At 68.0% G+C, this 22,475-nt stretch carries 26 protein-coding genes; 15 read left to right on the top strand and 11 right to left on the bottom strand.

Going from position 1 to position 22,475, the window contains the following annotated elements; translation table 11 throughout:
- Window positions 1-43: 43 nt before the first annotated feature.
- Window positions 44-637 carry a MerR family transcriptional regulator gene (locus AZH51_RS16980; protein WP_291526040.1) on the bottom strand — a complete coding sequence of 198 codons (594 nt, stop codon included), beginning with the start codon at window positions 635-637 and terminating at the stop codon, window positions 44-46.
- 83 nt (window positions 638-720) lie between these two features.
- Between AZH51_RS16980 and AZH51_RS16975 the strand changes: the two genes are divergently transcribed.
- On the top strand, window positions 721-1,215 hold the full coding sequence (locus AZH51_RS16975; protein WP_291526039.1) for a DUF4188 domain-containing protein: 495 nt from the start codon (window positions 721-723) through the stop codon (window positions 1,213-1,215).
- 24 nt (window positions 1,216-1,239) lie between these two features.
- Here the strand turns inward: AZH51_RS16975 and crcB are convergent, their stop codons facing one another.
- Genes crcB through AZH51_RS16960 form a run of 3 tightly spaced genes read right to left on the bottom strand, consistent with a single transcriptional unit; the run spans window position 1,240 to window position 2,850 of the window.
- Window positions 1,240-1,617, bottom strand: coding sequence for a fluoride efflux transporter CrcB (crcB, locus tag AZH51_RS16970; protein ID WP_291526038.1), 378 nt, complete (start codon window positions 1,615-1,617; stop codon window positions 1,240-1,242).
- Window positions 1,614-2,087 (bottom strand): CrcB family protein, encoded by a 474-nt coding sequence (locus AZH51_RS16965; protein WP_291526037.1) that lies wholly within the window; start codon window positions 2,085-2,087, stop codon window positions 1,614-1,616. The genes crcB and AZH51_RS16965 overlap by 4 nt, the downstream gene beginning before the upstream one ends.
- A gap of 10 nt (window positions 2,088-2,097) precedes the next feature.
- Window positions 2,098-2,850 (bottom strand): IclR family transcriptional regulator, encoded by a 753-nt coding sequence (locus tag AZH51_RS16960; RefSeq protein WP_291526036.1) that lies wholly within the window; start codon window positions 2,848-2,850, stop codon window positions 2,098-2,100.
- Between the two features lie 97 nt (window positions 2,851-2,947).
- Between AZH51_RS16960 and leuC the strand changes: the two genes are divergently transcribed.
- The 3 genes from leuC (at window position 2,948) to AZH51_RS16945 (ending at window position 5,896) form a co-directional block, all read left to right on the top strand.
- Window positions 2,948-4,387: a 3-isopropylmalate dehydratase large subunit gene (gene leuC / locus AZH51_RS16955; protein WP_291526035.1), complete on the top strand. Its 1,440-nt coding sequence runs from the start codon at window positions 2,948-2,950 to the stop codon at window positions 4,385-4,387.
- A 15-nt stretch (window positions 4,388-4,402) separates the two neighbouring features.
- Window positions 4,403-4,999 carry a 3-isopropylmalate dehydratase small subunit gene (gene leuD, locus AZH51_RS16950; RefSeq protein ID WP_291526034.1) on the top strand — a complete coding sequence of 199 codons (597 nt, stop codon included), beginning with the start codon at window positions 4,403-4,405 and terminating at the stop codon, window positions 4,997-4,999.
- 279 nt (window positions 5,000-5,278) lie between these two features.
- Window positions 5,279-5,896 (top strand): HU family DNA-binding protein, encoded by a 618-nt coding sequence (locus AZH51_RS16945; RefSeq protein WP_291526033.1) that lies wholly within the window; start codon window positions 5,279-5,281, stop codon window positions 5,894-5,896.
- A 67-nt stretch (window positions 5,897-5,963) separates the two neighbouring features.
- On the opposite strand, the gene AZH51_RS16940 is transcribed toward AZH51_RS16945, so the two are convergent.
- Entirely contained in the window at window positions 5,964-6,176 is a 213-nt protein-coding gene (locus AZH51_RS16940; protein ID WP_291526032.1) for a hypothetical protein, read from the bottom strand.
- Window position 6,177: 1 nt separating this feature from the next.
- The gene (gene cofC, locus AZH51_RS16935) at window positions 6,178-6,831 is read right to left on the bottom strand and encodes a 2-phospho-L-lactate guanylyltransferase (RefSeq protein ID WP_291526031.1); all 654 of its coding nucleotides are present in this window, start codon (window positions 6,829-6,831) and stop codon (window positions 6,178-6,180) included.
- A 60-nt stretch (window positions 6,832-6,891) separates the two neighbouring features.
- On the opposite strand from cofC, the gene AZH51_RS16930 reads away from it, so the two are divergent.
- Window positions 6,892-7,890 carry an NAD(P)H-dependent glycerol-3-phosphate dehydrogenase gene (locus AZH51_RS16930; protein WP_291526030.1) on the top strand — a complete coding sequence of 333 codons (999 nt, stop codon included), beginning with the start codon at window positions 6,892-6,894 and terminating at the stop codon, window positions 7,888-7,890.
- A gap of 1 nt (window position 7,891) precedes the next feature.
- Here AZH51_RS16930 and AZH51_RS16925 read toward each other — a convergent pair whose 3' ends face one another.
- Window positions 7,892-8,959: a PLP-dependent aspartate aminotransferase family protein gene (locus tag AZH51_RS16925; RefSeq protein WP_291526029.1), complete on the bottom strand. Its 1,068-nt coding sequence runs from the start codon at window positions 8,957-8,959 to the stop codon at window positions 7,892-7,894.
- 42 nt (window positions 8,960-9,001) lie between these two features.
- On the opposite strand from AZH51_RS16925, the gene AZH51_RS16920 reads away from it, so the two are divergent.
- Window positions 9,002-10,117: a D-alanine--D-alanine ligase family protein gene (locus AZH51_RS16920; RefSeq protein ID WP_291526028.1), complete on the top strand. Its 1,116-nt coding sequence runs from the start codon at window positions 9,002-9,004 to the stop codon at window positions 10,115-10,117.
- A 7-nt stretch (window positions 10,118-10,124) separates the two neighbouring features.
- Here the strand turns inward: AZH51_RS16920 and AZH51_RS16915 are convergent, their stop codons facing one another.
- Both AZH51_RS16915 and AZH51_RS16910 read right to left on the bottom strand, forming a co-directional pair.
- Window positions 10,125-10,601, bottom strand: a complete 477-nt coding sequence (locus AZH51_RS16915; protein WP_291526027.1) for a DUF3515 family protein — start codon at window positions 10,599-10,601, stop codon at window positions 10,125-10,127.
- On the bottom strand, window positions 10,583-10,810 hold the full coding sequence (locus AZH51_RS16910; RefSeq protein WP_291526026.1) for an Lrp/AsnC ligand binding domain-containing protein: 228 nt from the start codon (window positions 10,808-10,810) through the stop codon (window positions 10,583-10,585). Before AZH51_RS16910 ends, AZH51_RS16915 begins: the two co-directional genes overlap by 19 nt.
- 65 nt (window positions 10,811-10,875) lie before the next feature.
- Between AZH51_RS16910 and thiL the strand changes: the two genes are divergently transcribed.
- From thiL to AZH51_RS16895, 3 genes are read left to right on the top strand one after another with little or no spacing between them, the layout of a single operon-like run.
- Window positions 10,876-11,847 carry a thiamine-phosphate kinase gene (thiL, locus tag AZH51_RS16905; protein WP_291526025.1) on the top strand — a complete coding sequence of 324 codons (972 nt, stop codon included), beginning with the start codon at window positions 10,876-10,878 and terminating at the stop codon, window positions 11,845-11,847.
- Between the two features lie 42 nt (window positions 11,848-11,889).
- Entirely contained in the window at window positions 11,890-13,581 is a 1,692-nt protein-coding gene (locus tag AZH51_RS16900) for a sodium:solute symporter family protein (RefSeq protein WP_291526024.1), read from the top strand.
- A 22-nt stretch (window positions 13,582-13,603) separates the two neighbouring features.
- Window positions 13,604-13,897, top strand: coding sequence for a hypothetical protein (locus tag AZH51_RS16895; protein WP_291526023.1), 294 nt, complete (start codon window positions 13,604-13,606; stop codon window positions 13,895-13,897).
- Window positions 13,898-13,908: 11 nt separating this feature from the next.
- On the opposite strand, the gene AZH51_RS16890 is transcribed toward AZH51_RS16895, so the two are convergent.
- Window positions 13,909-14,703 carry a class I SAM-dependent methyltransferase gene (locus AZH51_RS16890; RefSeq protein WP_291526022.1) on the bottom strand — a complete coding sequence of 265 codons (795 nt, stop codon included), beginning with the start codon at window positions 14,701-14,703 and terminating at the stop codon, window positions 13,909-13,911.
- Between the two features lie 100 nt (window positions 14,704-14,803).
- Here AZH51_RS16890 and AZH51_RS16885 point away from each other — a divergent pair, with 100 nt between their 5' ends.
- Both AZH51_RS16885 and AZH51_RS16880 read left to right on the top strand, forming a co-directional pair.
- Window positions 14,804-15,625 carry a CPBP family intramembrane glutamic endopeptidase gene (locus tag AZH51_RS16885; RefSeq protein WP_291526021.1) on the top strand — a complete coding sequence of 274 codons (822 nt, stop codon included), beginning with the start codon at window positions 14,804-14,806 and terminating at the stop codon, window positions 15,623-15,625.
- Window positions 15,626-15,790: 165 nt separating this feature from the next.
- Complete coding sequence (locus AZH51_RS16880; RefSeq protein ID WP_291526020.1) at window positions 15,791-17,116, top strand: anaerobic C4-dicarboxylate transporter family protein; 1,326 nt, start codon at window positions 15,791-15,793, stop codon at window positions 17,114-17,116.
- Between the two features lie 87 nt (window positions 17,117-17,203).
- Here AZH51_RS16880 and rpmB read toward each other — a convergent pair whose 3' ends face one another.
- Entirely contained in the window at window positions 17,204-17,398 is a 195-nt protein-coding gene (gene rpmB / locus AZH51_RS16875) for a 50S ribosomal protein L28 (RefSeq protein WP_109685549.1), read from the bottom strand.
- Window positions 17,399-17,591: 193 nt separating this feature from the next.
- Between rpmB and AZH51_RS16870 the strand changes: the two genes are divergently transcribed.
- From AZH51_RS16870 to coaD, 4 genes are read left to right on the top strand one after another with little or no spacing between them, the layout of a single operon-like run.
- On the top strand, window positions 17,592-19,118 hold the full coding sequence (locus tag AZH51_RS16870; RefSeq protein WP_291526019.1) for a DAK2 domain-containing protein: 1,527 nt from the start codon (window positions 17,592-17,594) through the stop codon (window positions 19,116-19,118).
- Window positions 19,108-21,327, top strand: a complete 2,220-nt coding sequence (locus AZH51_RS16865) for an ATP-dependent DNA helicase RecG (RefSeq protein ID WP_291526018.1) — start codon at window positions 19,108-19,110, stop codon at window positions 21,325-21,327. The genes AZH51_RS16870 and AZH51_RS16865 overlap by 11 nt, the downstream gene beginning before the upstream one ends.
- Window positions 21,327-21,896: a 16S rRNA (guanine(966)-N(2))-methyltransferase RsmD gene (rsmD, locus tag AZH51_RS16860; protein WP_291526017.1), complete on the top strand. Its 570-nt coding sequence runs from the start codon at window positions 21,327-21,329 to the stop codon at window positions 21,894-21,896. The genes AZH51_RS16865 and rsmD overlap by 1 nt, the downstream gene beginning before the upstream one ends.
- Entirely contained in the window at window positions 21,893-22,396 is a 504-nt protein-coding gene (gene coaD / locus AZH51_RS16855; RefSeq protein ID WP_291526016.1) for a pantetheine-phosphate adenylyltransferase, read from the top strand. The genes rsmD and coaD overlap by 4 nt, the downstream gene beginning before the upstream one ends.
- Window positions 22,397-22,475: the final 79 nt, after the last annotated feature.

Here is a 22,475-nt window from a genome sequence, read left to right as displayed (position 1 = left end):
GGCCGCTCGCAACGTCCATGCGCGTGGTGCGCGAGTCTTCGCGTTACGCCTCCGGTCGCGCCGTGTCCTGCTGGGCGAGGCGTCTCAGTGTCGCCATGATCGGGTCAGTCAGAAGGGTGCCGATGGTGACCTGGCGGACCGCACCTTCGACGTCGTCGGGCAGCGACGCGACGTCCGCGTCCGCAAGTCGACGGATGATGCGGGCGTACCTCTCCAACTGTGCATCCGTGAGGACGACGCCGGCACGGCGCGCTATCTCCAGTTGCCGGTCGAGGGCCGCGAGCAGTGGCCCGTGCGGGTCGACGTACCACCCGAGCCTGTCCACCAACGTCTCCGCCGCTCCGGTGCTCGGCTCCGGCGTGAGGGGCAGGGTGGACGCTTGCGCCGCCGCCAACAGATCCTGCCGATCACCGGGCGGATCGTCGATGACTGCGAGCACCCGGCGCACCGTGGCCAGATCCAAGCCCGCCGAGTCCCTCAACGCCCGAATGGTTTTGACCCGTCCAACGTGGGACTCGTCGTACGTCGCCGTAGTGCGCGACGTGACGTTTCCCGGGTGCAGCAGCCCCTCGCGCAGGTAGAACTTCAGCGTCGCGGTGGACGTGCCGGTGTGCTCCGCCAGCTCTGATATCCGCACTTGGTCACCTCCGTTATCCCACCTCTTGACACTGGACACTAACACTATCTAGATTGGCGAGTGCCACTATCCAAGGAGACGAGATGGCCGATCAACTCGTGCATTTCACCCACGCCCACGACGGCGACCTCGCGGTCTTCCTGATCGGCGCTCGCCTGAACAAGCCGCTGCGTGTGCGCAATTGGTTTCCCGTCGTCACGGCGATGACCCGGATGCTCACGGAACTCGAAACCGATACGGCCAAGGGCGGTTCGCTGGGTTTTCTCGGCGCGCGGACCCTCGTGGGCGGGCGCGGTCCCACGGTCGTTCAGTACTGGCGCAGCCTCGATGACATCTATGCCTACGCCAACGCGCCCGATCTCGCGCACCGGCCGGCATGGCGCGAGTTCTACCAACGCGCACGGGATGCCCAGGGTGCCGTCGGGATCTGGCACGAGACCTACTCGGTCCCGGCCGGCCATCACGAATCGCTCTACGTCGACATGCCCGAAACGGGGCTCAGCAAGGCGTTCGGTTCGGTGCCGATGCGCCACCGCGGACGTACGGCGCGCGAGCGACTGGCGAGCACTCTGCCCTGATCTCGCGGGACTAGGACGCAGGGCCTAACCGCCCCGTCCGAGGTGCAGGCCGAGCCACGCCGCGAACATCGTCGCCGCAAGAATGCCGAGCCCGTTCACCACGGCCAGCACGTAGCGGCGCTCCTGGGCCAGGCGCACGGTCTCCATGCTCGCAGTGCTAAAGGTGGTGTAACCGCCCATCGCCCCGGTGCCCAGCACCAGAACCCAGTTGTGCCCCAGCGCCATTCGCAGCCCGAGCCCGGTCAACAGGCCGAGGATGAACGAGCCGGACACGTTGATGACCGCGGTGCCGACCGGGAAGCCGGACGGCCATCGCGCCCGCACGAAGCCGTCGATGACGAACCGCAGCACGGCCCCGAGACCGCCGGCGACGGACAGCGCGGCGAACACGGCCGGATTCATACCGCGCGTCCACGGGTCGTGATCGCGCCCACGATGATTCCGGCGGTGGTGGCCAGCGCGCCAAGGACGACCGTGGCCACCGCGTAGGTCCAGCCCGTGGCGTGCTGGCCGGTCTGCAGGAGCTGCACGGTGCCCACGGCGAAGGTGCTGTACGTCGTGTAGCCGCCGAGAAAACCGGTGCCCAGGAGCAACCGCAGCCGGCGTCGGCGCCCGGCGTCCGGGCCAAGGCGCAGCAACGCCTCCAGCAGTACCCCGAGGGCGAAGGCGCCGGTCAGGTTCACCAGGAAGATCGTCAGCGGGAAACCACCGCCCCCGGGGAAAGCCAGGCTCAGGCCTTCCCGGGCGGCCGTACCGCCCACGCCGCCGGCAAAGACCAGCCCGACGTACGGCGCGCGCAGATGCAGCGGGCGACTCACCCGGCCATCGCCGGAGTCGACGTCCGGATCAACCGGCAGGTCGTCGTACCTCACGGCTTGCGGCTCAAGCCGATTCGCTCCGGCGGGTTTGCGCGCTGGCGTTCGCGGACCGTCCCAGGACCTCGGTCAGCTTGTTCGCGCCGGCCACGACGGTCGCCGCGTGCAGCCGACCCGGCTGGCGGGAGACGCGCTCGATCGGACCGGAGATCGACACCGCGGCGATGACCCGGCCGCTGGGGGAGCGCACGGGCGCGGAGACGGAGGCGACGCCGGCTTCGCGCTCGCTCACGCTCTGCGCCCAGCCGCGGCGCCGCACGCCCGACAACATGGTCGCGGTGAACTTGGCGCCGTGCAGACCGCGGTGCAAGCGGTCCGGCTCCTCCCAGGCCAGCAGCACCTGCGCAGCCGAGCCGGCCTGCATGGACAAGGTGGCGCCGACGGGGATCGAGTCGCGCAGACCCATCGGGCGGTCGGCGGCGGCCACGCAGATGCGCTGGTCACCCTGCCGGCGGAAGAGCTGGGCGCTCTCGTTGGTGTGGTCGCGCAGGGCACCGAGGACCGGTCCGGCGGCGGCCAGCAGCCGGTCCTCGCCAGCGGCAGAGGCGAGTTCGGCCAGGCGTGGGCCGAGGACGAAGCGCCCCTGCAGATCGCGTGCAACCAGGCGGTGGTGCTCCAGTGCGACCGCCAATCGGTGGGCGGTCGGGCGGGCCAGACCGGTGTGCGCGACCAGTTGGGCAAGCGTGGAAGGTCCGGCCTCGAGTGCGGAAAGCACGATGGCGGCCTTGTCCAGAACGCCGACGCCGCTAGAATTGTCCATGCCTTGATATTGCCGTCTCAGTGGGCGAGACGCAACTTCATTCGCGGAATGTGCGAGAGAACCTCGTCACAACAGTATTGCCGACAGGAGAGAAATTATGGGACGCACCCTGGCGGAGAAGGTCTGGGATCAACACGTCGTGCGACGCGCTGAGGGTGAGCCGGACCTGCTCTACATCGACCTGCACCTCCTGCACGAGGTCACCAGCCCCCAGGCCTTCGACGGTCTGCGGCTCGCCGGCCGCGGCGTACGTCGCCTGGACCTCACGGTTGCCACCGAGGACCACAACGTCCCCACGACTCCGGGCCCGATCGTGGACCCGGTGAGCCTGACCCAGGTGCAGACCCTGCGCAAGAACTGCGAGGAGTTCGGTGTCCGGTTGTTCCCGATGGGGGACAAGGACCAGGGCATCGTGCACATCATCGGCCCGCAGCTGGGCCTGACCCAGCCGGGGATGACCATCGTCTGCGGTGACAGCCACACCTCCACCCACGGCGCGTTCGGCGCCCTGGCCTTCGGGATCGGCACCAGCGAGGTCGAACACGTCCTGGCCACCCAGACGCTGCCGTTGAAGCCGTTCCGCACGATGGCGATCAACGTCGAGGGCACCCTGCCCGACGGGGTCACCGCCAAGGACATCATCCTGGCCGTGATCGCCAAGATCGGCACCGGCGGCGGCCAGGGCTACGTGCTGGAGTACCGCGGCTCGGCGATCCGGAACCTGTCGATGGAAGCGCGAATGACCATCTGCAACATGTCGATCGAGGCCGGTGCCCGCGCCGGGATGATCGCCCCGGACGACACCACCTTCGACTACCTCAAGGGGCGCCAGTACGCACCGGCCGGCACCGACTGGGATGCCGCCGTCACCTCCTGGCGCGACCTGGCGACTGACGACGACGCGGAATTCGACGCCCAGGTCGACCTGGTCGCCGATGACCTGACCCCGTTCGTCACGTGGGGCACCAACCCCGGTCAGGGTCTGCCGTTGGGCGAATCCGTCCCGTTCCCCGACGAGTTCGGTGACGAGAACGCACGTACGGCGGCCGAACGAGCCATCGAGTACATGGGCCTGACGCCCGGAACCCCGTTGCGGGACATCGCCGTCGACACCGTGTTCCTGGGCTCGTGCACCAACGGCCGCATCGAGGACCTGCGGGCCGCCGCCGACGTCATCAGGGGCCACCAGGTCGCCGACGGCGTGCGAATGCTGGTCGTGCCCGGTTCGGCGCGAGTCCGCCTGCAGGCCGAGGCCGAGGGTCTCGATGAGATCTTCAAGGCGGCCGGTGCCGAGTGGCGCCTGGCCGGTTGCTCGATGTGTTTGGGAATGAACCCCGACCAGTTGACTCCGGGTGAGCGCAGCGCCTCCACCTCCAACCGCAACTTCGAAGGTCGCCAGGGCAAGGGCGGGCGCACCCACCTGGTCAGCCCTCTGGTGGCAGCCGCCACCGCCATCCGCGGACGCCTCTCGGCGCCGTCGGATCTGACTGCTGATCAACCGGATCCGGTTCGCCCGGTGCCGGCCGGCGTGCGCTGAGACAAGGAGATCGACATGGAAGCGTTCACCACCCACACCGGCGTCGGGGTCCCGCTGCGGCGCAGCAACGTCGACACCGACCAGATCATCCCCGCGGTCTACCTCAAGCGGGTGACGCGCACCGGTTTCGAGGACGGCCTGTTCGCCGCCTGGCGCGGGGACGATGAGTTCGTGTTGAACCAGCCTGCCTTCCGGGACGGTTCGGTGCTGGTCGCCGGTCCCGACTTCGGCACCGGGTCCTCCCGCGAGCACGCGGTGTGGGCGTTGATGGACTACGGCTTCCGGGTCGTGCTGTCCTCGCGTTTCGCCGACATCTTCCGGGGCAACTCCGGTAAGGCCGGACTGCTGACTGCGCAGCTGCGACAGGAAGACATTGAACTGCTGTGGAAGTTGCTCGACAACGACCCAGGCCTGCAGGTGACGGTCGATCTGCGTGAACGAACCGTCACCGCAGCCGAGTATGTCTTCGCATTCGAGGTCGATGACTACACCCGGTGGCGCCTTTTGGAGGGTTTGGACGACATCAGCCTCACCCTGCGCCATGAGGACGAGATCTCCACGTTCGAAGCGTCCCGGCCGTCGTGGAAACCCGCGGTCGAACCCGTCGGCTGATTCTCGAATGTCACGAATTCCATTGTGCTGAAAGGCCATTGAATTCGACCGTCACTGATGAACCAGGCGTGATGACCCACCGCTGAAGGCGTTCAGGAAAGCCCGCGACAGCGGATCAGCCCGCCAAAGATGTTGTGCGACAGTCAGATTCCTGGCGCGTCGGGTTGCAGTCGCGCCATTTTCCGGAATACCGTCGGTGTGTCAGAGCCGACCTCGGCCTGGCGAAGTTGTCACCGGATCGGCGAGGTGCCGCATCCACAGAATTAAAGGGGCATCATCGTGAACAAGGCTGAACTCGTCGACGCGTTGGAATCGCGCCTCGGCAGCAAGAAGGCTGCCAGCGACGCCGTCGAAGCCGTTTTCGACGTCATCGTGCGTGAAGTCGCCAAGGGCACGAAGGTCGGTATCACCGGATTCGGCACCTTCGAGAAGGTTTCGCGTGCAGCGCGTACCGGTCGCAACCCGAAGACCGGTCAGGCGGTTCGGATCCGCAAGACCACCGTGCCGAAGTTCAAGCCGGGTACCTCGTTCAAGACCGTTGTGGCCGACCCGCGCAAGCTGCCCAAGACCGGTAACGCCAGCGGCCGGCAGAGCACCGCCGCCGCAGCACCGGCCAAGACGGCTGCGAAGAAGACCACCGCGGCCAAGAAGACCACCGCCGCCAAGAAGGCGCCGGCCACCAAGACGACTGCGGCCAAGAAGACCACCGCCAAGGCGACCCCGGCCGCGAAGAAGACCACGGCGAAGGCCACGCCCGCCAAGACGACTGCGGCGAAGAAGACCACCGCCGCCAAGAAGGCGCCGGCGACCAAGACGACTGCTGCCAAGAAGACCACGGCGAAGAAGGCCACGCCGGCCAAGAAGACCACGGCGAAGAAGACCACCGCCAAGCGCTGATCAGACCGCCTATAGCCAAAAGCCCGGATACCGAGAGGTATCCGGGCTTTTGACTGCGTAGAGGCGGTCAGCGGATGGTCTGGCCCGGTCCGATACCGGCCAGCCAGAGGCGGCTGACGCCGTCCGGTCCGACTTCGATGTTGAGCCGCTGACCCACCCGCAGCAGGCGCAGCGCCGAGGCCTGGAACACCTCCGCGCTGAAGGGCAGCAGGCGTCCGTTATCGGTCAGCACCGACCCACTGCCGTTGCGGTCGTCGTACTCGTGCACCGTCGCTTGCATTTCAGGCCAACTCCCCCAGGTCGAGGTCGGAGTTCTGCAGGACGGCCGAGGTGTGGCGGCCCAGGCCGAGCACGGCGGCCAGGCGCAGCGACTCGAGATCGTCGACGTCGGTGCGCAGGCGTGGCAGATCGAGGTCGAGGCGCCGCGCGGTCTGTCCGTGCCGCACGGCCGAGCCGTGCCCGAACCGCGGCGCCAGCAGGGCAGCATCCTGATGGGTCAGCAACACCGTGCCGGCGCCGGACTGGTCGGGTACGACGGCCGATTCGGTGGCCGCGCACGCCGCGAGCGCGGTGCGCAGGTCGCCCGGTGTCAGCGCCGGAAGATCACCCAGCAGGATCCCGACCGGCGCCCCGGAGTCGCGGTCCCGCGCAGCACTGATCCCCGCTTCCACGGCGGGATTGAGTCCCCGGCCCGGATCGTCGACCACCTGCGCACCACCGACCCGCAACTGCGCGGCGATCTGGTCATCGGAGGTCACGACGATCAGCCGGTCGGAGGAGATGACTTCGGCGATCGCGGTGAGGGTATCCCGGGCGAAGGCGAGCGCCAGGTCGCTGCGGGATACCCCGTCCGGCGGCGCCAGGCGGGACTTGGCGGCGTACCGGGACTTCACAGGGACGACCAGTTGCCAGGTCGAGAGGCGATGGGCTCGCACAGGCATGATGGTGCCATGCACGGGCCGACGCCGTAGCATCCACCCCGTGAAAGGACACCGATGACCAAGGCCGCCGTACTGGGCAGTGGGAGTTGGGGGACCGCCTTCGCTGCCATCATGGCGGACGCGGGCACGCAGGTCTCCCTGTGGTGCCGACGCTTCGAGGTGGCCGAGGAGATCGCGGCAACCCGCCGCAACAGCGCGTATCTGCCTGACCTGATGCTGCCGGACCTGGTCGAAGCGACCAACGACGTGCAGGAAGCGCTGGCCGGCGCCGAGATCGTCGTGGTCGCGATCCCGGCACAGGAAGTGCGTACGGCGCTCGCTGCCTGGCTGCCGTACATCCAGGAGGGCGCGCTGCTGGTGTCCCTGATGAAGGGCATCGAGCAGGACACCGGGCTGCGCATGTCGCAGGTGATCGGTGAGGTCACCGGTGTCGAGGACGCCCGCCTGGTGGTCATCTCCGGCCCGAACCTCGCCAAGGAGATCGCGGCCCGGCAACCTGCGGCTGCGGTGGTCGCCTCGACCAGCCCGCGCGCCCGGGCGCGGGTCGCGGAGGCCTGCGCCGCGCCGTACTTCCGCCCCTATCTGGGCGCGGACGTGATCGGGATCGAGATCGCCGGGGCCACCAAGAACGTCATCGGCATCGCCGTGGGCATGGCTGCCGGGATGGGGATGGGTGAGAACACCGTCGCCAGCCTGCTGACCCGGGGACTGGCCGAAACCGTCCGGCTGGGAGTGGCATTGGGCGCCGACTCCCAGACCTTCCTCGGCCTCGCGGGCGTCGGTGACCTGGTCGCGACGTGCACCAGTCCGCTGTCGCGCAACCGCAGTTTCGGCTTCGAACTCGGCCGCGGCCGGTCGGTGCAGGACGTCCTGGCCACCAGCCATTCGACCGTTGAAGGTGTGAAGTCCTGTCGCTCCATCCTGCAGTTGGCGCGTGGGGCAGACGTCGACGTACCCATCGTGGAGAACATCGTCTCGGTGCTGTACGAGGACCGTGAGCCGCGAGAAGTGCTGGGCGCGTTCATGAGTCGCACCCGCAAGCACGAGATCTAGGTCAACCCTCCAGCGCCTGCAGCAGGTCGGCCCACAGGTCCTCGACGTGTTCGATGCCGACCGCGAGGCGCACCAGGTCCTCCGGGACCGTGTCGACCTCGAGCGCGTGCCGCCGGCGGCGTTCCAGCAGTGACTCGACGCCACCGAGGCTGGTCGCGTTGGTCCACACGGCCACCCGGTCCTCCAGTGTGAGGGCCGCGGGAAGGCCACCGGTCAGTTCGATCGACAGCATCGCGCCCACGCCGGGGTAGCGCACCCGGCTGACCGCCGGATGCTCGCCCAGGCGCCCGGCCAGAACCGCCGCGCTCTGGGCGCCGCGTTCCATCCGCAATGCCATCGTGCGCATCCCGCGCAGGGCCAGCCAGGTCTCCATCGGCCCGGGGATGGCGCCATGCAACGTACGCCGCGTGAGGAGCCTGGCGTGCAGCTCCGGGTCCGCGGTGACGGTCGCGCCCATCACCACGTCGGAGTGGCCGGAAAGGAACTTGGTCACCGAGTGCACGACCACATCGGCGCCCAGCGACAGCGGTCGCTGCAGGATCGGCGTCATGAACGTGTTGTCGCAGACCGTGATCACGTTGGCGGCCCGGGCGGCGGCGCACAGTGCGGCCAGATCGGCGACCTCCATCATCGGGTTGCTCGGTGACTCCAACCACAACAGGGTTGCGCCCGGCAGGGCTTCGATGACCGTCCGGGTGTCGTCGATCGGCACCCGCCGGACCTGGGTGCGTCCTTCGGCGGCCAGTTCCTCCAGGAGGCCGCCCGTGCCGCTGTAGACGTGGCGTCCGGCCACGACGGTGCCGCCCGGCGGACAGAGCGACATGGCGGCGGCAATGGCGCCCATGCCGCTACTGAACGCCAGCGCCCGCCCGCCTTCCAACTCGCCGAGAACCTCCTCGAAGGCTGTCCACGTGGGGTTCCCGGATCGGGCGTAGTCCGGTTCTGCTCCCGCGACGTACGTCGAGGTGAAGGTGACCGGTGCGCTAAGCGAAGCGCCGGGCACCTTGTCCGGCCGCCCACCGGCGACGAGAACGGTCTCGGGGTGCAGATCATCGGGGTGCTGTGGCATGCCGCCAGGATCCCAGACGCCGCACCGGTTACGCTCGGCGCGATGAATGAGAAGCGCACCGTGGCGATCATCTTCGGCGGCCGGTCCTCCGAGCACGCCGTGTCGTGTTCGACCGCAGCCAGTGTGTTGCGGGCGATCGACCGTGACCGCTACGACGTGGTGCCGATCGGGATCACGCCGCAGGGTCAGTGGGTGCGGATGGCCGACGATCCGGCGCCCCTGGTGCTCACCACGTCGCAGGTGCCGCAGGTGGACGGGTCGGAGCAGGTGCTGCTGCCGATCGCCCCGTCCGGCGATGCGCGTGCCGAAGTCGTCGTCCGCGACGCCAGCGGCCTGCCCGCCGAGTTGGCCCACGTGGACGTGGTTTTCCCGTTGCTGCACGGTCCGTTCGGCGAGGACGGCACGGTGCAGGGGATGCTCGAACTCATCGACGTGCGCTACGTCGGGTCCGGCGTCGCTGCCTCCGCGGTGATGATGGACAAGGCGCTGATGAAGGTGGTCTTCGCCGCGGCCGGTCTGCCGGTCGGACCGTACGTCGTGATCACCGACAAGGAGTGGCGCCGCGACCCGGAGGCCAGTCTCGACGCCGTTGCCGCCCTCGACTACCCGGTCTTCGTGAAGCCGGCCCGCGCCGGCTCCAGCCAGGGCGTGGTGAAAGTCGATGCGCCCGAGGACCTACGCGCCGCGATCGAGGTCGCGCGCCAGCACGACCCGAAAGTCCTTGTCGAGCAAGGGATCGTCGGCCGGGAGGTGGAGTGCGGCGTACTCGAAGGTCATGGCGCCGATCCGGCGCGGGCCTCGCAGATCGGCGAGATCGAGGTCGTCGGCGGCCAGCACAAGTTCTATGACTTCGAGGCCAAGTACCTCGGCGACGACGCCCGGCTGACCTGCCCGGCGGACCTGCCGCCGCACATCTCCGAACAGGTGCGGGAGTTGTCGGTCAAAGCGTTCGACACCGCTGGCTGCGAGGGCCTGGCCCGGGTCGACTGGTTCTACACCCCGCACGGTGACCTCTACCTCAACGAGATCAACACCCTGCCCGGTTTCACCCCGACCTCGATGTACCCGCGGGTCTGGCAGGAGTCCGGGATCGACTACACCGCGTTGATCACCGAACTGATCGAGTTGGCCGCCCAGCGCAACACCGGCCTGCGCTGAGTCACGTTCAATTGCAGCGGTGTGCGTTCTGCGGGACCTGCCCGGCGGCCTGGTCGAAAGCTGCCAGCACCAGCGGTTCGGGGGAGTACGCCGACGGCACGAGCACCTCGATCGCCGGCACCCGCCCGTAGGTCACGAATCGTTTGCCGTCGGACAGCGAACTCATCACCCAGTCGATGTCGTCCGCCTCGATGCAGTCGGTCGACGGGCCGGGCGCATCGACTCCGCAGCGCGCGATGATCGCCGGATCACCCCACGCCGCAACGGTTTTGGCGACGTTGGTTGAAGGGTTGCCGCTGACGTCCACGCTGACCCGGTCCTTGCTGCTCACGGTGCTCGGCCAGTGTGCAGCGACCTTGGCGCACAACGGATCCGCGGCGCCCGCCGCCGGGGTCGCGCTGGGGGTGTCCGATCCGCAGCCGGCCAACACCAGGCCGGCGGCGAGAACAGCGACCAGGTGTGCGGTCAGCGCACGACGCTGCACGTCAGTGTCCGGGTGATCCCGGGTACCTGTTGGATCTGGGTGATGATTTCCGCACCGAGCGCCTCCACTGACACGGCCTCGACCTTGGCGATCAGGTCATAGGGCCCGATGACCTCCTCGGCACTCAGGACGCCGGTCAGAGCACGGAGCGCGGAGGTCACGGAGGTCGCCTTCCCCACATCGGTCTGGATCAGGATGTAGGCCTGCATACGCCGAACGCTACTCTGCCGAGTGGTTACTGCCACCGGCGGCGTCTCACATGGGGAGAGGACACATGGCCCAGGATGAGGCTGCACTGCGCGGCCATACCGAGGCCCAGATCCTCTCGGTCATCAACGAGGGACTGGCCATCGGGGGGTCTTCTGATGAGGTGTTGACCGGTCCGGGTGACGACACGGCGTGGCTGCGGGTGCGATCCGGTGCCGTGCTGGTGACCACCGACGCCATGGTCCTTGGCCGGGACTGGCGCAACGACTGGTCCTCGCCGCGGCACGTGGGGCGAAAGTGCGTGGCGCAGAACGCTGCTGACATCGAGGCAATGGGCGGTACGACGACCGGCCTGGTGGTGACACTGGTTGCCGACCCGGCGACCCCACTGGCGTGGGTGCGCGAACTGGCAGTTGGCCTGGGGCAGGAGGCGGCGCAGGCCGGGGCCGTGATCGTCGGTGGGGACCTGTCGTCGGCCGGTCCCGGAGTCTGTGTCATCAGTGCGACCGCCCTGGGTGAGTTGCCGGTCGGCGCGCAGCCCGTGCTGCGCAGCGGTGCACGCCCCGGTGACGTACTGGCCGTGTCCGGGCCACTCGGGCGCGCCGCGGCGGGATTACTACTGCTGCAGGAGGATCGGGGCTATGAGGATCCCGAACTGGTGGGTTACCAACAAAGCCCACGACCGGCGTACGGCGATGGGCGGCGCGCGCTGGAGGCGGCGGCCAGCGCGATGCTGGATGTGAGTGACGGTCTGCTGCTCGATGCGGGGCGGATCGCGCAGGCGAGCGGGGTTCGGATCGACGTACACACGGCCGCGCTGGCCGCTGACATCGCGGCGTTGGCAGCGGTCGGCGACGAGGCGACGGAGTGTGTTCTGCGCGGGGGAGAGGAGCACGTTCTGCTGGCCACGTTCGCCGCCGGGGACGTCCCCTCGGGGTGGCGGGTGATCGGTACGGTCGCCCGGGGCGCGGGCGTTTCGCTGGACGGCCATGACACGCAAGGCGGTGGCTGGGAGCACTTCGCAGTCCAACAGGAGTAGCGTCTGGACGTTGGATAGCACTGCGATGCAAAGGAGCTGAGCGTGGTAGCGGACGCATCTTCGTCGTTACAACTGAATGCAGGGTTCATCGATTACACGCTGATTGCGCTGTATTTCGTGTTCGTCCTGGGCATCGGGCTCATGGCTCGGCGGCAGGTATCCAGCTCCATCGACTTCTTCCTGTCGGGCCGTTCGTTGCCCGCCTGGATCACCGGGTTGGCGTTCATATCGGCCAACCTGGGCGCGGTCGAGATCATGGGTATGTCGGCCAACGGCGCCCAGATCGGTATGCCGACGATGCACTACTACTGGATCGGCGCCGTCCCGGCGATGCTGTTCCTGGCCGTGGTGATGATGCCGTTCTACTACGGCTCCGGCGTGCGCAGCGTGCCGGAGTTCATGCACCGCCGGTTCGGCTCAACGGCCCACCTGGTCAATGCCATCAGTTTCGCTGTGGCACAGGTGCTGATCGCTGGCGTGAACCTCTTCCTGCTGGCGACGATCGTGCACACGCTGCTGGGTTGGGATCTGACCGTTTCCACGATCGTGGCGGCCGCCATCGTGCTGGCCTACATCACCCTCGGTGGTCTGTCGGCGGCGATCTACAACGAGGTACTGCAGTTCTTCGTGATCGTGGCGGCGTTGCTGCCGTTGACGCTGATCGCGCTGCACAAGGTGGGTGGCTGGTCGGGACTGACCGACAAGATGACCGCGGCAGGCACGAAGGGCGAACTCGCCTCGTGGCCGGGCGAATCGCTCACCGGCTTCACCAGTGCGTTCTGGTCGGTGATCGGCATCGTCTTCGGTCTGGGCTTCGTGCTGTCCTTCGGTTACTGGACCACGAACTTCGTCGAGGTGCAGCGGGCGATGGCCTCCAAGGACATGAACTCCGCCCGGATGGCACCGGTCATCGGATCGTTCCCGAAGATGTTCATCCCGTTCATCATCATCATTCCCGGCATCATCGCCGGCGTGCTGGTGCCCGAGCTGTCCGGGATGAAGGCGGGTAAGGACACCGGCGGTTCCTACAACGACGCATTGCTCTATCTGATGCGTGACCTGCTACCGAACGGCCTTCTCGGAGTGGCGATTGCCGGCATGCTGGCCGCGTTCATGGCCGGCATGGCAGCGAACATCTCGGCCTTCAACACGGTCTGGTCCTACGACATCTGGCAGACCTACATCAAGAAGGACCGCCCCGACAACTACTACCTCAAGGTCGGCCGTTGGGCCACTGTGGCCGCGACCGTCATCGCCATCCTGACGTCGCTGTTCGCCCGTCACTACAGCAACATCATGGATTACCTGCAGACGTTGTTCGGGTTCTTCAACGCTCCGCTGTTCGCGACGTTCATCCTCGGTATGTTCTGGAAGCGGATGACCCCGACCGCAGGTTGGGTGGGTCTGGTCTCCGGTACTCTCGCTGCGATCTTCGTGGCGATTCTGTCCAAGGATGCGCTGGGTCCGTTGTCCATCGGCGCGCTGAACCTGTCCGGTCAGGGCGCGAGCTTCGTGGCCGCGGGCGCCGCCTTTGTCGTCGACATCCTGGTCAGCATCGTGGTCACGATGTTCACCAAGCCCAAGCCCGAGTCGGAGTTGCGTGGGTTGGTCTACAGCCTGACGCCCAAGGAGGACTTCGGTGACCAGTCCGTGGCGCACTGGTGGCAGTCGCCGACCAAGATGGCCGGGCTCTCACTGGTGCTGGTCATCATCCTGAACATCATCTTCCGCTGAATCGGCTGAGAGGTTAGCCATCATGAGTGACAGTGACACCGACACCCCGGCGACGACCGGCCGCAAGACATCGGCGGGGTTGTTCGACGTCCGTAACATCATCGGCGCACTGCTGACGATCTACGGCGTCGTCCTGGCGGCGATGGGCTTGTTCAACTACACCGCCGACGACAAGTCCAAGACCGGCGGCTTCAACATCAACCTGTGGTCCGGTCTGATCATCCTGGTCTGCGGAATCCTGATGATCGCGTGGGCAGTGACCAGACCGATCCTGGTGCCCGTTGAGGAGGGCACCCAGGAGGACAACGACGCGTAGCCGGTTGAGCGTTACGGCGCGGCGATCAGCTCACCGCTCGGCACCATGAACCAGCCGTCCGGATCGGCCGCCCACTCGCGCCAGCCGTCGGCGATGCGCTCGAGGTCGTCGGTGCTGGCCCAGCCAAGGCTGGTGGCCTGGGTCGCGATCGCTGAGGCGGTGATCCGGTCCGCCCAGAGGCCACCCCACCATCGCCGGTCCGTAGCTGTCGCGTAGGTCCAGTTGCTCGAACTGGCCTGCAGCACCTGTAGATCCGCGGCGCGCGCCCAGGACAGCAGACGACGGCCGGCGTCCGGTTCGGCGCCGTTGTGCCGCGCAATGCGGCGGTAGAGGGCAAGCCATTCGTCCAGTGCTGGAACTCGTGGCCACCAGGTGAACGCGGCGTAGTCGGCGTCCCGTGCTGCGATCACGCCACCGGGCCGGGTCACCCGACCCATCTCCCGCAGGGCGCCCACGGGATCGACGAGATGCTGCAGGACCTGATGGGCGTGGGTCACGTCGTACGTGCGACTGGGCAGGTCGAGGGCGTGGACGTCGCCCACGACGTACGTCGCGTCAAGACCCTGGGCGTCCAACTCCGCCTTGGTCAGCGCGATGGCTTCGTCGTTCGCCTCGAGGGCTGTCACCGGCCCGGGCGCAACGATCCGCGCGAGGTCAGCGGTGATGGTGCCCGGGCCGGAGCCGATGTCGAGCAGGGACTGACCCGCATGCAGGCGGGGCAGGAGGTAACCGGCAGAGTTCTCGGCGGTGCGGGAGCGGTGGGAGCGCAGCACGCTCTCCGCGTGGCCGTGGGTGTAGGTCGGCATGTGATCCATCCCAGCATTTAGTCTCGCAATATGGAATGACTGGTCGCCATATGAGACGAAGGACCGAACGGGCGAACAGCAGGTCCGTAGGGTTTCGCGCATGACAACAGCCACTGAGGGTCGGGAACTCGCCGCGGGCGGTCGCCGTCTCGGGGTCTGGCCGTGGGTGGCGCTCGTCGTCGTCTACCTGGTGATCATCCATGTGCTGACCCGTTCTCTGACGTCCGGGATGGATGTGAAGTACGCCGCGCCCACGTCGGTCGAGGAGGTGGTGCGCGGTTACCTGGTGCCGATCGGGGTCTCCGCCCTCTTCGCGGCCGGGGTCGTGACCTATCTGCGGTGGTGGCGTCCGGCCATCGTGGACCATCAACCGGTCCAGCGCTGGGTCATCGTCGTGCCGGTCCTGATGGTGCTGGCGATCGTTGCGATGACCAACTACCCGGGGTTGGCGCGCAAGGGGTTGCTCTTCACCGTGCTGCTGCTCGTGTCCACGCTGTTCGTCGGTTTCGCCGAGGAGATGATGTTCCGCGGGATCGGTCTGACGATGTTCCGGTCCAACAACTTCACCGAGGGTCAGGCCGCGTTGTGGTCGACGGTCGCCTTCGGCGTGGCGCACGCGACCAACCTCTTCATCGAAGGCCCCAAGGCCTTCCTGCAGGTGCTGACCACGATCGTCGCCGGCTACTTCCTGTACCTGATCCGTCGACGCGCGGGCACCCTGCTGGCAGCGATGCTGGTCCATGGCCTGTGGGACTTCGCGCTGATCTCCAACTCGGTCGGCGGTTCACCCCGCGCGGTCGGTCTTCTTGGGCTGCTGACCATGCTGGTCCTGGTGATCGTGCTCGTCGTCCGACGCCACGAGATCGAGCCCGCCACCGACCACCCGGACCTGCGCCACGCCGCGGACGACCGGCCGCTGTGAACACAAGTTACACAATTACGCGGCGCGACCAGGCACGACCATAGGGTCGAATCAGAGTCCCTGGAACACGCAGGGGATCACGATGTCAGCATCGCCATCTTCCACGTGACGGCCGGAAGGGCCGGCCCGAGTTCGGGGTCGTCGGCCCGCACGCGGGCGGAGGAGATGAGCAGCGTGATCTGGCTGCACCTGGTGGTCGTTGTTGTGTTCATGGTGATCGGTGCCCGAATGGGTGGCATCGGAGTGGGGCTCGCCGGAGGCGCCGGTGTCGGCATGCTCGCTGCGACGGGCCTGGAGGTCGATCCGGGCGAAGATATCCCCTGGACGGTCATCGGCATCATTGTCCCCGTGGTCTGTGCCGTTTCGGCGCTACAGGCCTCTGGCGGTATGGACCATCTGGTCCACCTGACCGACCGACTACTGCGCAAGCATCCGGGTCAGATCAACTACCTCGGTCCGGGGGTGTCGTTCGTGCTGACGGCGCTGGTCGGCACCGGTCACACCGTCTACTCCATCCTGCCGGTCATCATCGACGTCTCGAAGGAGCGCGGCATCCGGCCCTCGCGGCCCTTATCGATGACGGTGGTCGCATCCCAGGTGGCCATCGTCGCCTCACCGATCTCTGCGGCAACGCTGATCATGGTGGGCATCCTCAAACCGCTCGGGGTCGGTTACCTGAAGATCCTTGCGGTCACTATCCCGACCACGTTCATCGGGTGTGCCGTAGGTGCTGTCGTCGCATCGAGGTCCGGTTGTGAACTTGCCGATGACCCGGTCTACCAGGAGCGGATGGCTCAGGGTCTGGTCAAGCAGCCCATCCATGTGGCCGACGAGGACTACCGCCCGGCCAAGGGCGCCATCGCCGCCCTGGGCATCTTCTTCGTGGGGATCCTGGCCGCCGTGACGTACGCGACCCTGGTGTCCAAGGAAGTCGGACTCATCAAGGACCCGCCCATGGAGGGGGTCGCCGGGGTCATGACCGTCATGCTGACCGTCGCCGCCCTCATCGTCCTGACCACGAAGAAGGACCCGGCCGAGCTCACCCAGCAGTCGACCTTCCGCGCGGGGATGACCGCCGTCGTCTGCATCCTGGGTGTCGCCTGGCTCGGCACCACGTTCATCGACGCCTACACCGACCAGATCAAGGACTCCATCGCAGGCACGCTGCAGGGGGCTCCGTGGTTGCTCGCGGTGTTCCTGTATTTCCTGGCGCCGGTGCTGTTCAGTCACGCGGCAGCGACGGCAGCGTTCATGCCGGTGGCCGCCTCGCTGGGGGTGAGCGCGGTCGCGATGCTCGCCTGCTATCCGGCGGTATCCAACTACTACCTGCTGCCCACCTACCCCACGACGGTGGCCGCGATCGACATGGATGACACCGGGTCGACCCGGGTCGGCAAGACGGTGCTCAACCACCCGTTCGTGATCCCGGGAACCGTTGCGATCGTGGTCACGGTGATTCTCGGATTCTTGTGGGCGCCGATCGTCCTGTGAGCACCGACCTGCCCGGAACTCGCAGGCTCCGACCGACGCAAACGGCCGGCTCCCAGGGGAGCCGGCCGTTCGTCGTACGGGAAAGAGTCAGCGAGTGACCTTGCCCGCCTTGATGCACGAGGTGCACACGTTCAGTCGCTTCGGCGTCGCGCCATTCTCACCCACACGGGCGCGGATGCGCTGGATGTTGGGGTTCCAACGGCGCTTGGTGCGGCGGTGCGAGTGCGAGATGGAGTGACCGAAGCCCGGACCCTTGCCGCAGACGTCGCAAGTGGCAGCCACAGTTATCTCCTACGAATAGTTTGGTCGGTGTGCGGGATGGTCCCGCGGCAGTCGCGACCAAGATCGTCGCGAGCAACCCTGAAATGGTAGCCGAGGCGGCACCGGACAACCAAAACGAGTCCGGCCGGCCGGGCATTGTCGGGGCCGCGCACTATTGTGCGGGACGGGTCCGAACAAGGCAAAGGGGCAGTCGATGGTGCGAGCGGAGCCGTTGCGTTCGCTGGACGCGACTGCCCTGCGCCGTTGGGCGGTCATCGCCCGCGCCGGTCTGGCCGCTGCCGCGAACACCATCGATGCACTCAACGTCTTTCCCGTCCCCGACGCGGACACCGGCACCAATCTGCTGCTCACCTTCGAACAGGCCCTGCTCGCGGAGCGGTTCGCGGTCTCCGCTGACGCCGGGATCGCCGAGTTGACCGATTCCTTCGCCCGGGCGGCGGTGTTGTCAGCACGGGGCAATTCCGGCGTGATCCTGAGCCAACTGGCCCGGGGAGTGGCCGCGGGAGCCGCCGAGGAGCACCTCGTCTGGGGGCCCGCCGAGGTCGCGGCCGCGATGCGGTTGGCGGCCGATCACGCTCGCAGCGCCGTAGCGCAACCGCAGGACGGCACGATCCTCAGCGTCGCCGACGCCGCTGCGGCCGCTGCGCAGCAGGCCGCTACCGGCACTCTCGCCGAGGTCGTCGATGCGGCCCTGGCCGCAGCGCACACCGCGCTCGACCAATCGACCTCGGCGCTGCCGGCGTTGCAGCGCGCCGGGGTCGTCGACGCGGGCGGCGCCGGGTTGCTGGTCCTGCTGCAGGCCCTCGCCTCGGTGGTCGACGGCCGCCCGGGGCTGGCGACGACGCTGGCCGAGTGGGCGGTCGCTGACACCGTGTCGGTGACCAGCGCCTGCGACCTGCCCGCGGATGACGCCGGCCCCGGATACGAGGTGATGTTGGTCCTGGAGAACAGCACCTCGGCCTCCGTCGCCGCGCTCGAAGCCGACCTGATGGCCATTGGCGACTCGGTCGTCATCGCCGGTGATGATTCGCTGCGCTCGGTGCACGTCCACACCGACCATGTGGCCGCTGCTCTGGAGCGGGCCGCGCGGGCCGGCACGGTCGGCTACCCCGAAGTCACCCGGTTCGCCGACCAGGCCGGCGATGCCGTCGGGCGCGTGCCCCTGCTGGTGATCACCGAGTCGCCCGGGCTGGCTGCGCTCGCGGCTGCGCTCGGCGCGGGGGTCCTGGAGCACCAGCGGCTCGATCCGACCGTGGGCGAGATGGTCGACGCCCTCGCCGCGGCCGGCGGTGGCCTCGTCGTTGCCTCGACCGCCGGCGGCCTGGCCGAGGCCCGGGCAGCCGGCGGGCTGGTCGACGACTGCTTCGTCGTGCCCGCGACGAGTCCGGTCACTGCCGCTCTGGCTGTGCAGACATGGGCAGAGCTGCCGCCAGGCACCGCCGGCGCCGAGGCGGCCAAGGAGTGCACCGAGGTCATCGCGGACACCGCGGTGGTGGACCTGCGGGTCGACGGTGGTGACCTCGCGGCCGCGACGCGGGCCGCATTGCAGCAGGTGGTCACCGACGACACCGAGATCGTGACGATCGTTCGCGGCGCCCACGCCGACTGGCGGGTGCTCGAGGAGGTGCTGGACGACGTACGTCGATCCAGGCCGCAGGTGAGCACCCAACTCCTGCTCGGCGGGAGTGCCGAGATCGCCGCCTCGGTCGGTGCGGAGTGAGGCCGTCGCCGTGACCGGGTGGGACACGCGGCTGGACCGCATCATCGGTGCGGCAGGCACCAAACTGGCCAAGGCCAAGAACCTGCACACCGCCGGCGACCTGTTGGACTTCCTGCCGCGGCGCTACCTCGACGTCAACCAGGCCGGCCTGCTGTCGGAGTTCGAGATCGGCGAGCAGGTCGTCCTGGTCGCGCGGGTCATCAAGGCCAGCACCCGCCCGATGCGCAACACCAAGCGCAAGATGCTGGAGGCGGTGATCGAGGATGCGGTGGGCCAGCGCGCCCGCCTGGTCTTCTTCAGTGCCTACGGTCATGAGAAGGCGCTGGTCCCCGGGGTGGGCGCGGTGTTCTACGGCAAGCTTGAAAGCTACCGCGGCGACCTGCAACTGGCGCACCCGTCGTACTCCCGGGGCGATCTGGACGCACCCGATCTCTACCCCGGCAACTTGATGCCGGTCTACCCCCACATCGACAAGATCCCGGATGTGGCGATCACCCGCTCAGTGACGTTGGTCCTGGATGCGCTTGCGGCACAAGGGGTCCGCGACCCGGTCCCGGACGACATCCTGGACCGGCACCACCTGCCCCGGCGTCTGGACGCCTACCGGGCGCTGCACCTGCCCGTCGACTACGCACAGGTCGGGCGGGGCAAACGACGGCTGCGGTACGACGAGGCCTTGGTCGTGCAGGTCGCCCTGGCCCAGCGCCGCGCCCAGTACGACGCCCTGCGCACGACCGCCCGCCGTCCCCGCCCCGCCGGACTGCTCGAGCGTTTCGACCAGCGGCTGCCCTTCGAGCTCACCCAGGGTCAGCGCGAGGTGTCGGCCACCATCCTGGCCGACCTGGCGCGCGAGCGCCCGATGCACCGGCTGCTACAGGGCGAGGTCGGCTCCGGCAAGACGGTCGTTGCGTTGCGGGCGATGCTGGCGATGGTCGATGCCGGCGCGCAGGCGGCACTGCTGGCACCCACGGAAGTCCTTGCGCAGCAACACTTCCGGTCGATCGAGACGATGCTGGGCGACCTCGCGCAGGGGGGCATGCTGGGCGGCGCCGAGCACGCGACCCGGGTGGCGCTGCTGACCGGGAGCATGCCCAAGGCGCGCAAACAGCAGGTGCTGCTCGACATTTTCACCGCCGGGGTCGGGATCGTCGTCGGTACCCATGCGCTGATCCAGGAGCAGGTTGATTTCGCCGACCTCGGGTTGGTGGTCGTCGACGAGCAGCACCGCTTCGGAGTGGAGCAACGAGATGCGTTGCGGATGAAGGCAATCTCGCCACCGCACGTCCTGGTCATGACGGCGACCCCGATTCCGCGGACGGTCGCGATGACGGTGTTCGGCGATATGGACATCAGCGAGCTGCGCGAGCTGCCGCCGGGGCGGCAACAGATCACCAGCCACCTGGTGCCGGCCGCGAAACCCGGGTGGCTGGAGCGCACCTGGCAACGGGTGGCCGAAGAGGTCGCCGCCGGTCACCAGGCCTACGTCGTGTGCCCGCGGATCGGCGAGGAGGGCGATAGCGCCCAGCCGGAGGAGGAGTTGCCCGAGTGGGCGCTGGAGGTCGAGGAGTCCGGGACCGCGGACACCACGCCCCGCCACCACGGCGTCATCGAGACCCTCGCCACGCTGCGTCAGGAGCCGGCGCTCGCGGGATTGCGGATCGAGATGATGCACGGCCGGATGAGTTCGGCCGAGAAGGATGCCGTCATGAGCGCGTTCAGCGCCGGCGAGATCGATGTGCTGGTGTCCACCACCGTGATCGAGGTGGGTGTCGACGTGCCCAACGCCACGATCATGGTGATCCTGGATGCCGACCGCTTCGGCATCTCCCAGTTGCACCAGTTGCGCGGCCGGGTGGGCCGGGGCAGTGGTGGCGGCCTGGCCCTGCTCGTGACCGACTCCAGCACCGAGGCGACCGTCGACCGGTTGGCCAAGGTCGCCGCAACCACGGACGGGTTCGCGCTGGCCGACCTCGACCTGGAGTTGCGCCGCGAGGGAGATGTGTTGGGGGCTGACCAGTCCGGTCGCGGCACCCATCTGCGGCTGCTGCGGCTGACCAACAGCAAGGACGTCGAACTGATCGAGTTGGCGCGTGAGGATGCGGCCCGGTTGATCGCCGACGACCCCGAGCTCGAGGTGCATCCGGCGCTTGCCGCGCTGATCGCCGGTCGGGTCGATGAGGAGCGCGCGGCGTTCCTGGAGCGTGGCTGATGACCCGCATCATCGCCGGCACCGCGGGCGGTCGGCGGCTGCAGACTCCTGCCGGATCCGGCACCCGGCCCACCAGCGACCGGGTTCGTGAAGCACTCTTCGCCCGGCTGGAGCACCTCGGCGCCCTCGACGGCGGCGCCGTCGACCTCTACGCCGGTTCCGGAGCCCTCGGCCTGGAGGCCGCCTCCCGCGGCGCGGCACCGGTGTTGCTGGTGGAGTCCGACCGCCGCGCCGCGGCCGTCATCAAGACCAACGTTGCGGCCCTGGGGTTACGGGATATCACTGTCCGCGCGGCCACGGTGGAGCGCACGCTGGCCGGTGGCGCGCCGTACGCCGCGGATCTGGTGCTCATCGACCCGCCCTACGCGGTCGGGGAGGAAGCGCTCGCGGGCGTCCTGGAGGCGCTGACCCATGGCTGGCTGGCCGACGAAGCCACGGTCGTCGTGGAACGATCCAGCCGCACTCCTCAGCCCACCTGGCCGGCCGGGCTGACCTGCGAGGATGAGCGCAAGTACGGCGAGACAACCCTCTGGTTCGCGCGTTTCGCAGGGATAGGGTCGGGTCTGTGAACGATCTGCTGCCCGGGGATCCGCGCCGCTGCGTCTGCCCCGGCTCCTATGACCCGATCACCATGGGCCACCTGGATGTCATCACCCGCGCGGCCTCGATCTTCGAGGAGGTCATCGTCGCGGTGCTGTTCAACCCGGCCAAGGCGGGCACCTTCACACCGGACGAGCGGGTCGCGTTGATCAGCGAGTCGACCGGTCATCTGCCCAACGTGCGCGCCCAGGCGTTCGAGCCGCAACTGGTCGTCGACGTGTGCCGCAGCGTCGATGCGGGCATTCTGCTGAAGGGTCTGCGTGGGGTCACCGACTTCGAGTACGAGTGGCCGATGGCGCTGATGAACGCCGAGATGGCCGGTGTGGAGACCCTCTTCATGCCCGGTGACCCGGCGATGGCGCACTACTCCAGTTCGCTGATCCGGCTGATCGCCAGCCACGGGGCCGACGTGTCGGCGATGGTGCCCTCACCGGTCCTGCGACCGCTGATGGACCGCCTCCGCCACTGAGTTTGGGGATTGCCGGTCCCCACCGGTAAAGTTGATCTTCGGTTTGTGTCGGCTTCCACGCCGTCCGGCCGCGCCGAAA

It is taken from the genome of Branchiibius sp. NY16-3462-2, from assembly GCF_001594145.1.
GTDB lineage: Bacteria > Actinomycetota > Actinomycetes > Actinomycetales > Dermatophilaceae > Branchiibius.
Note: the sequence above shows the minus strand (reverse complement) of the source record. Positions and strands in the feature narration are given on the sequence as shown.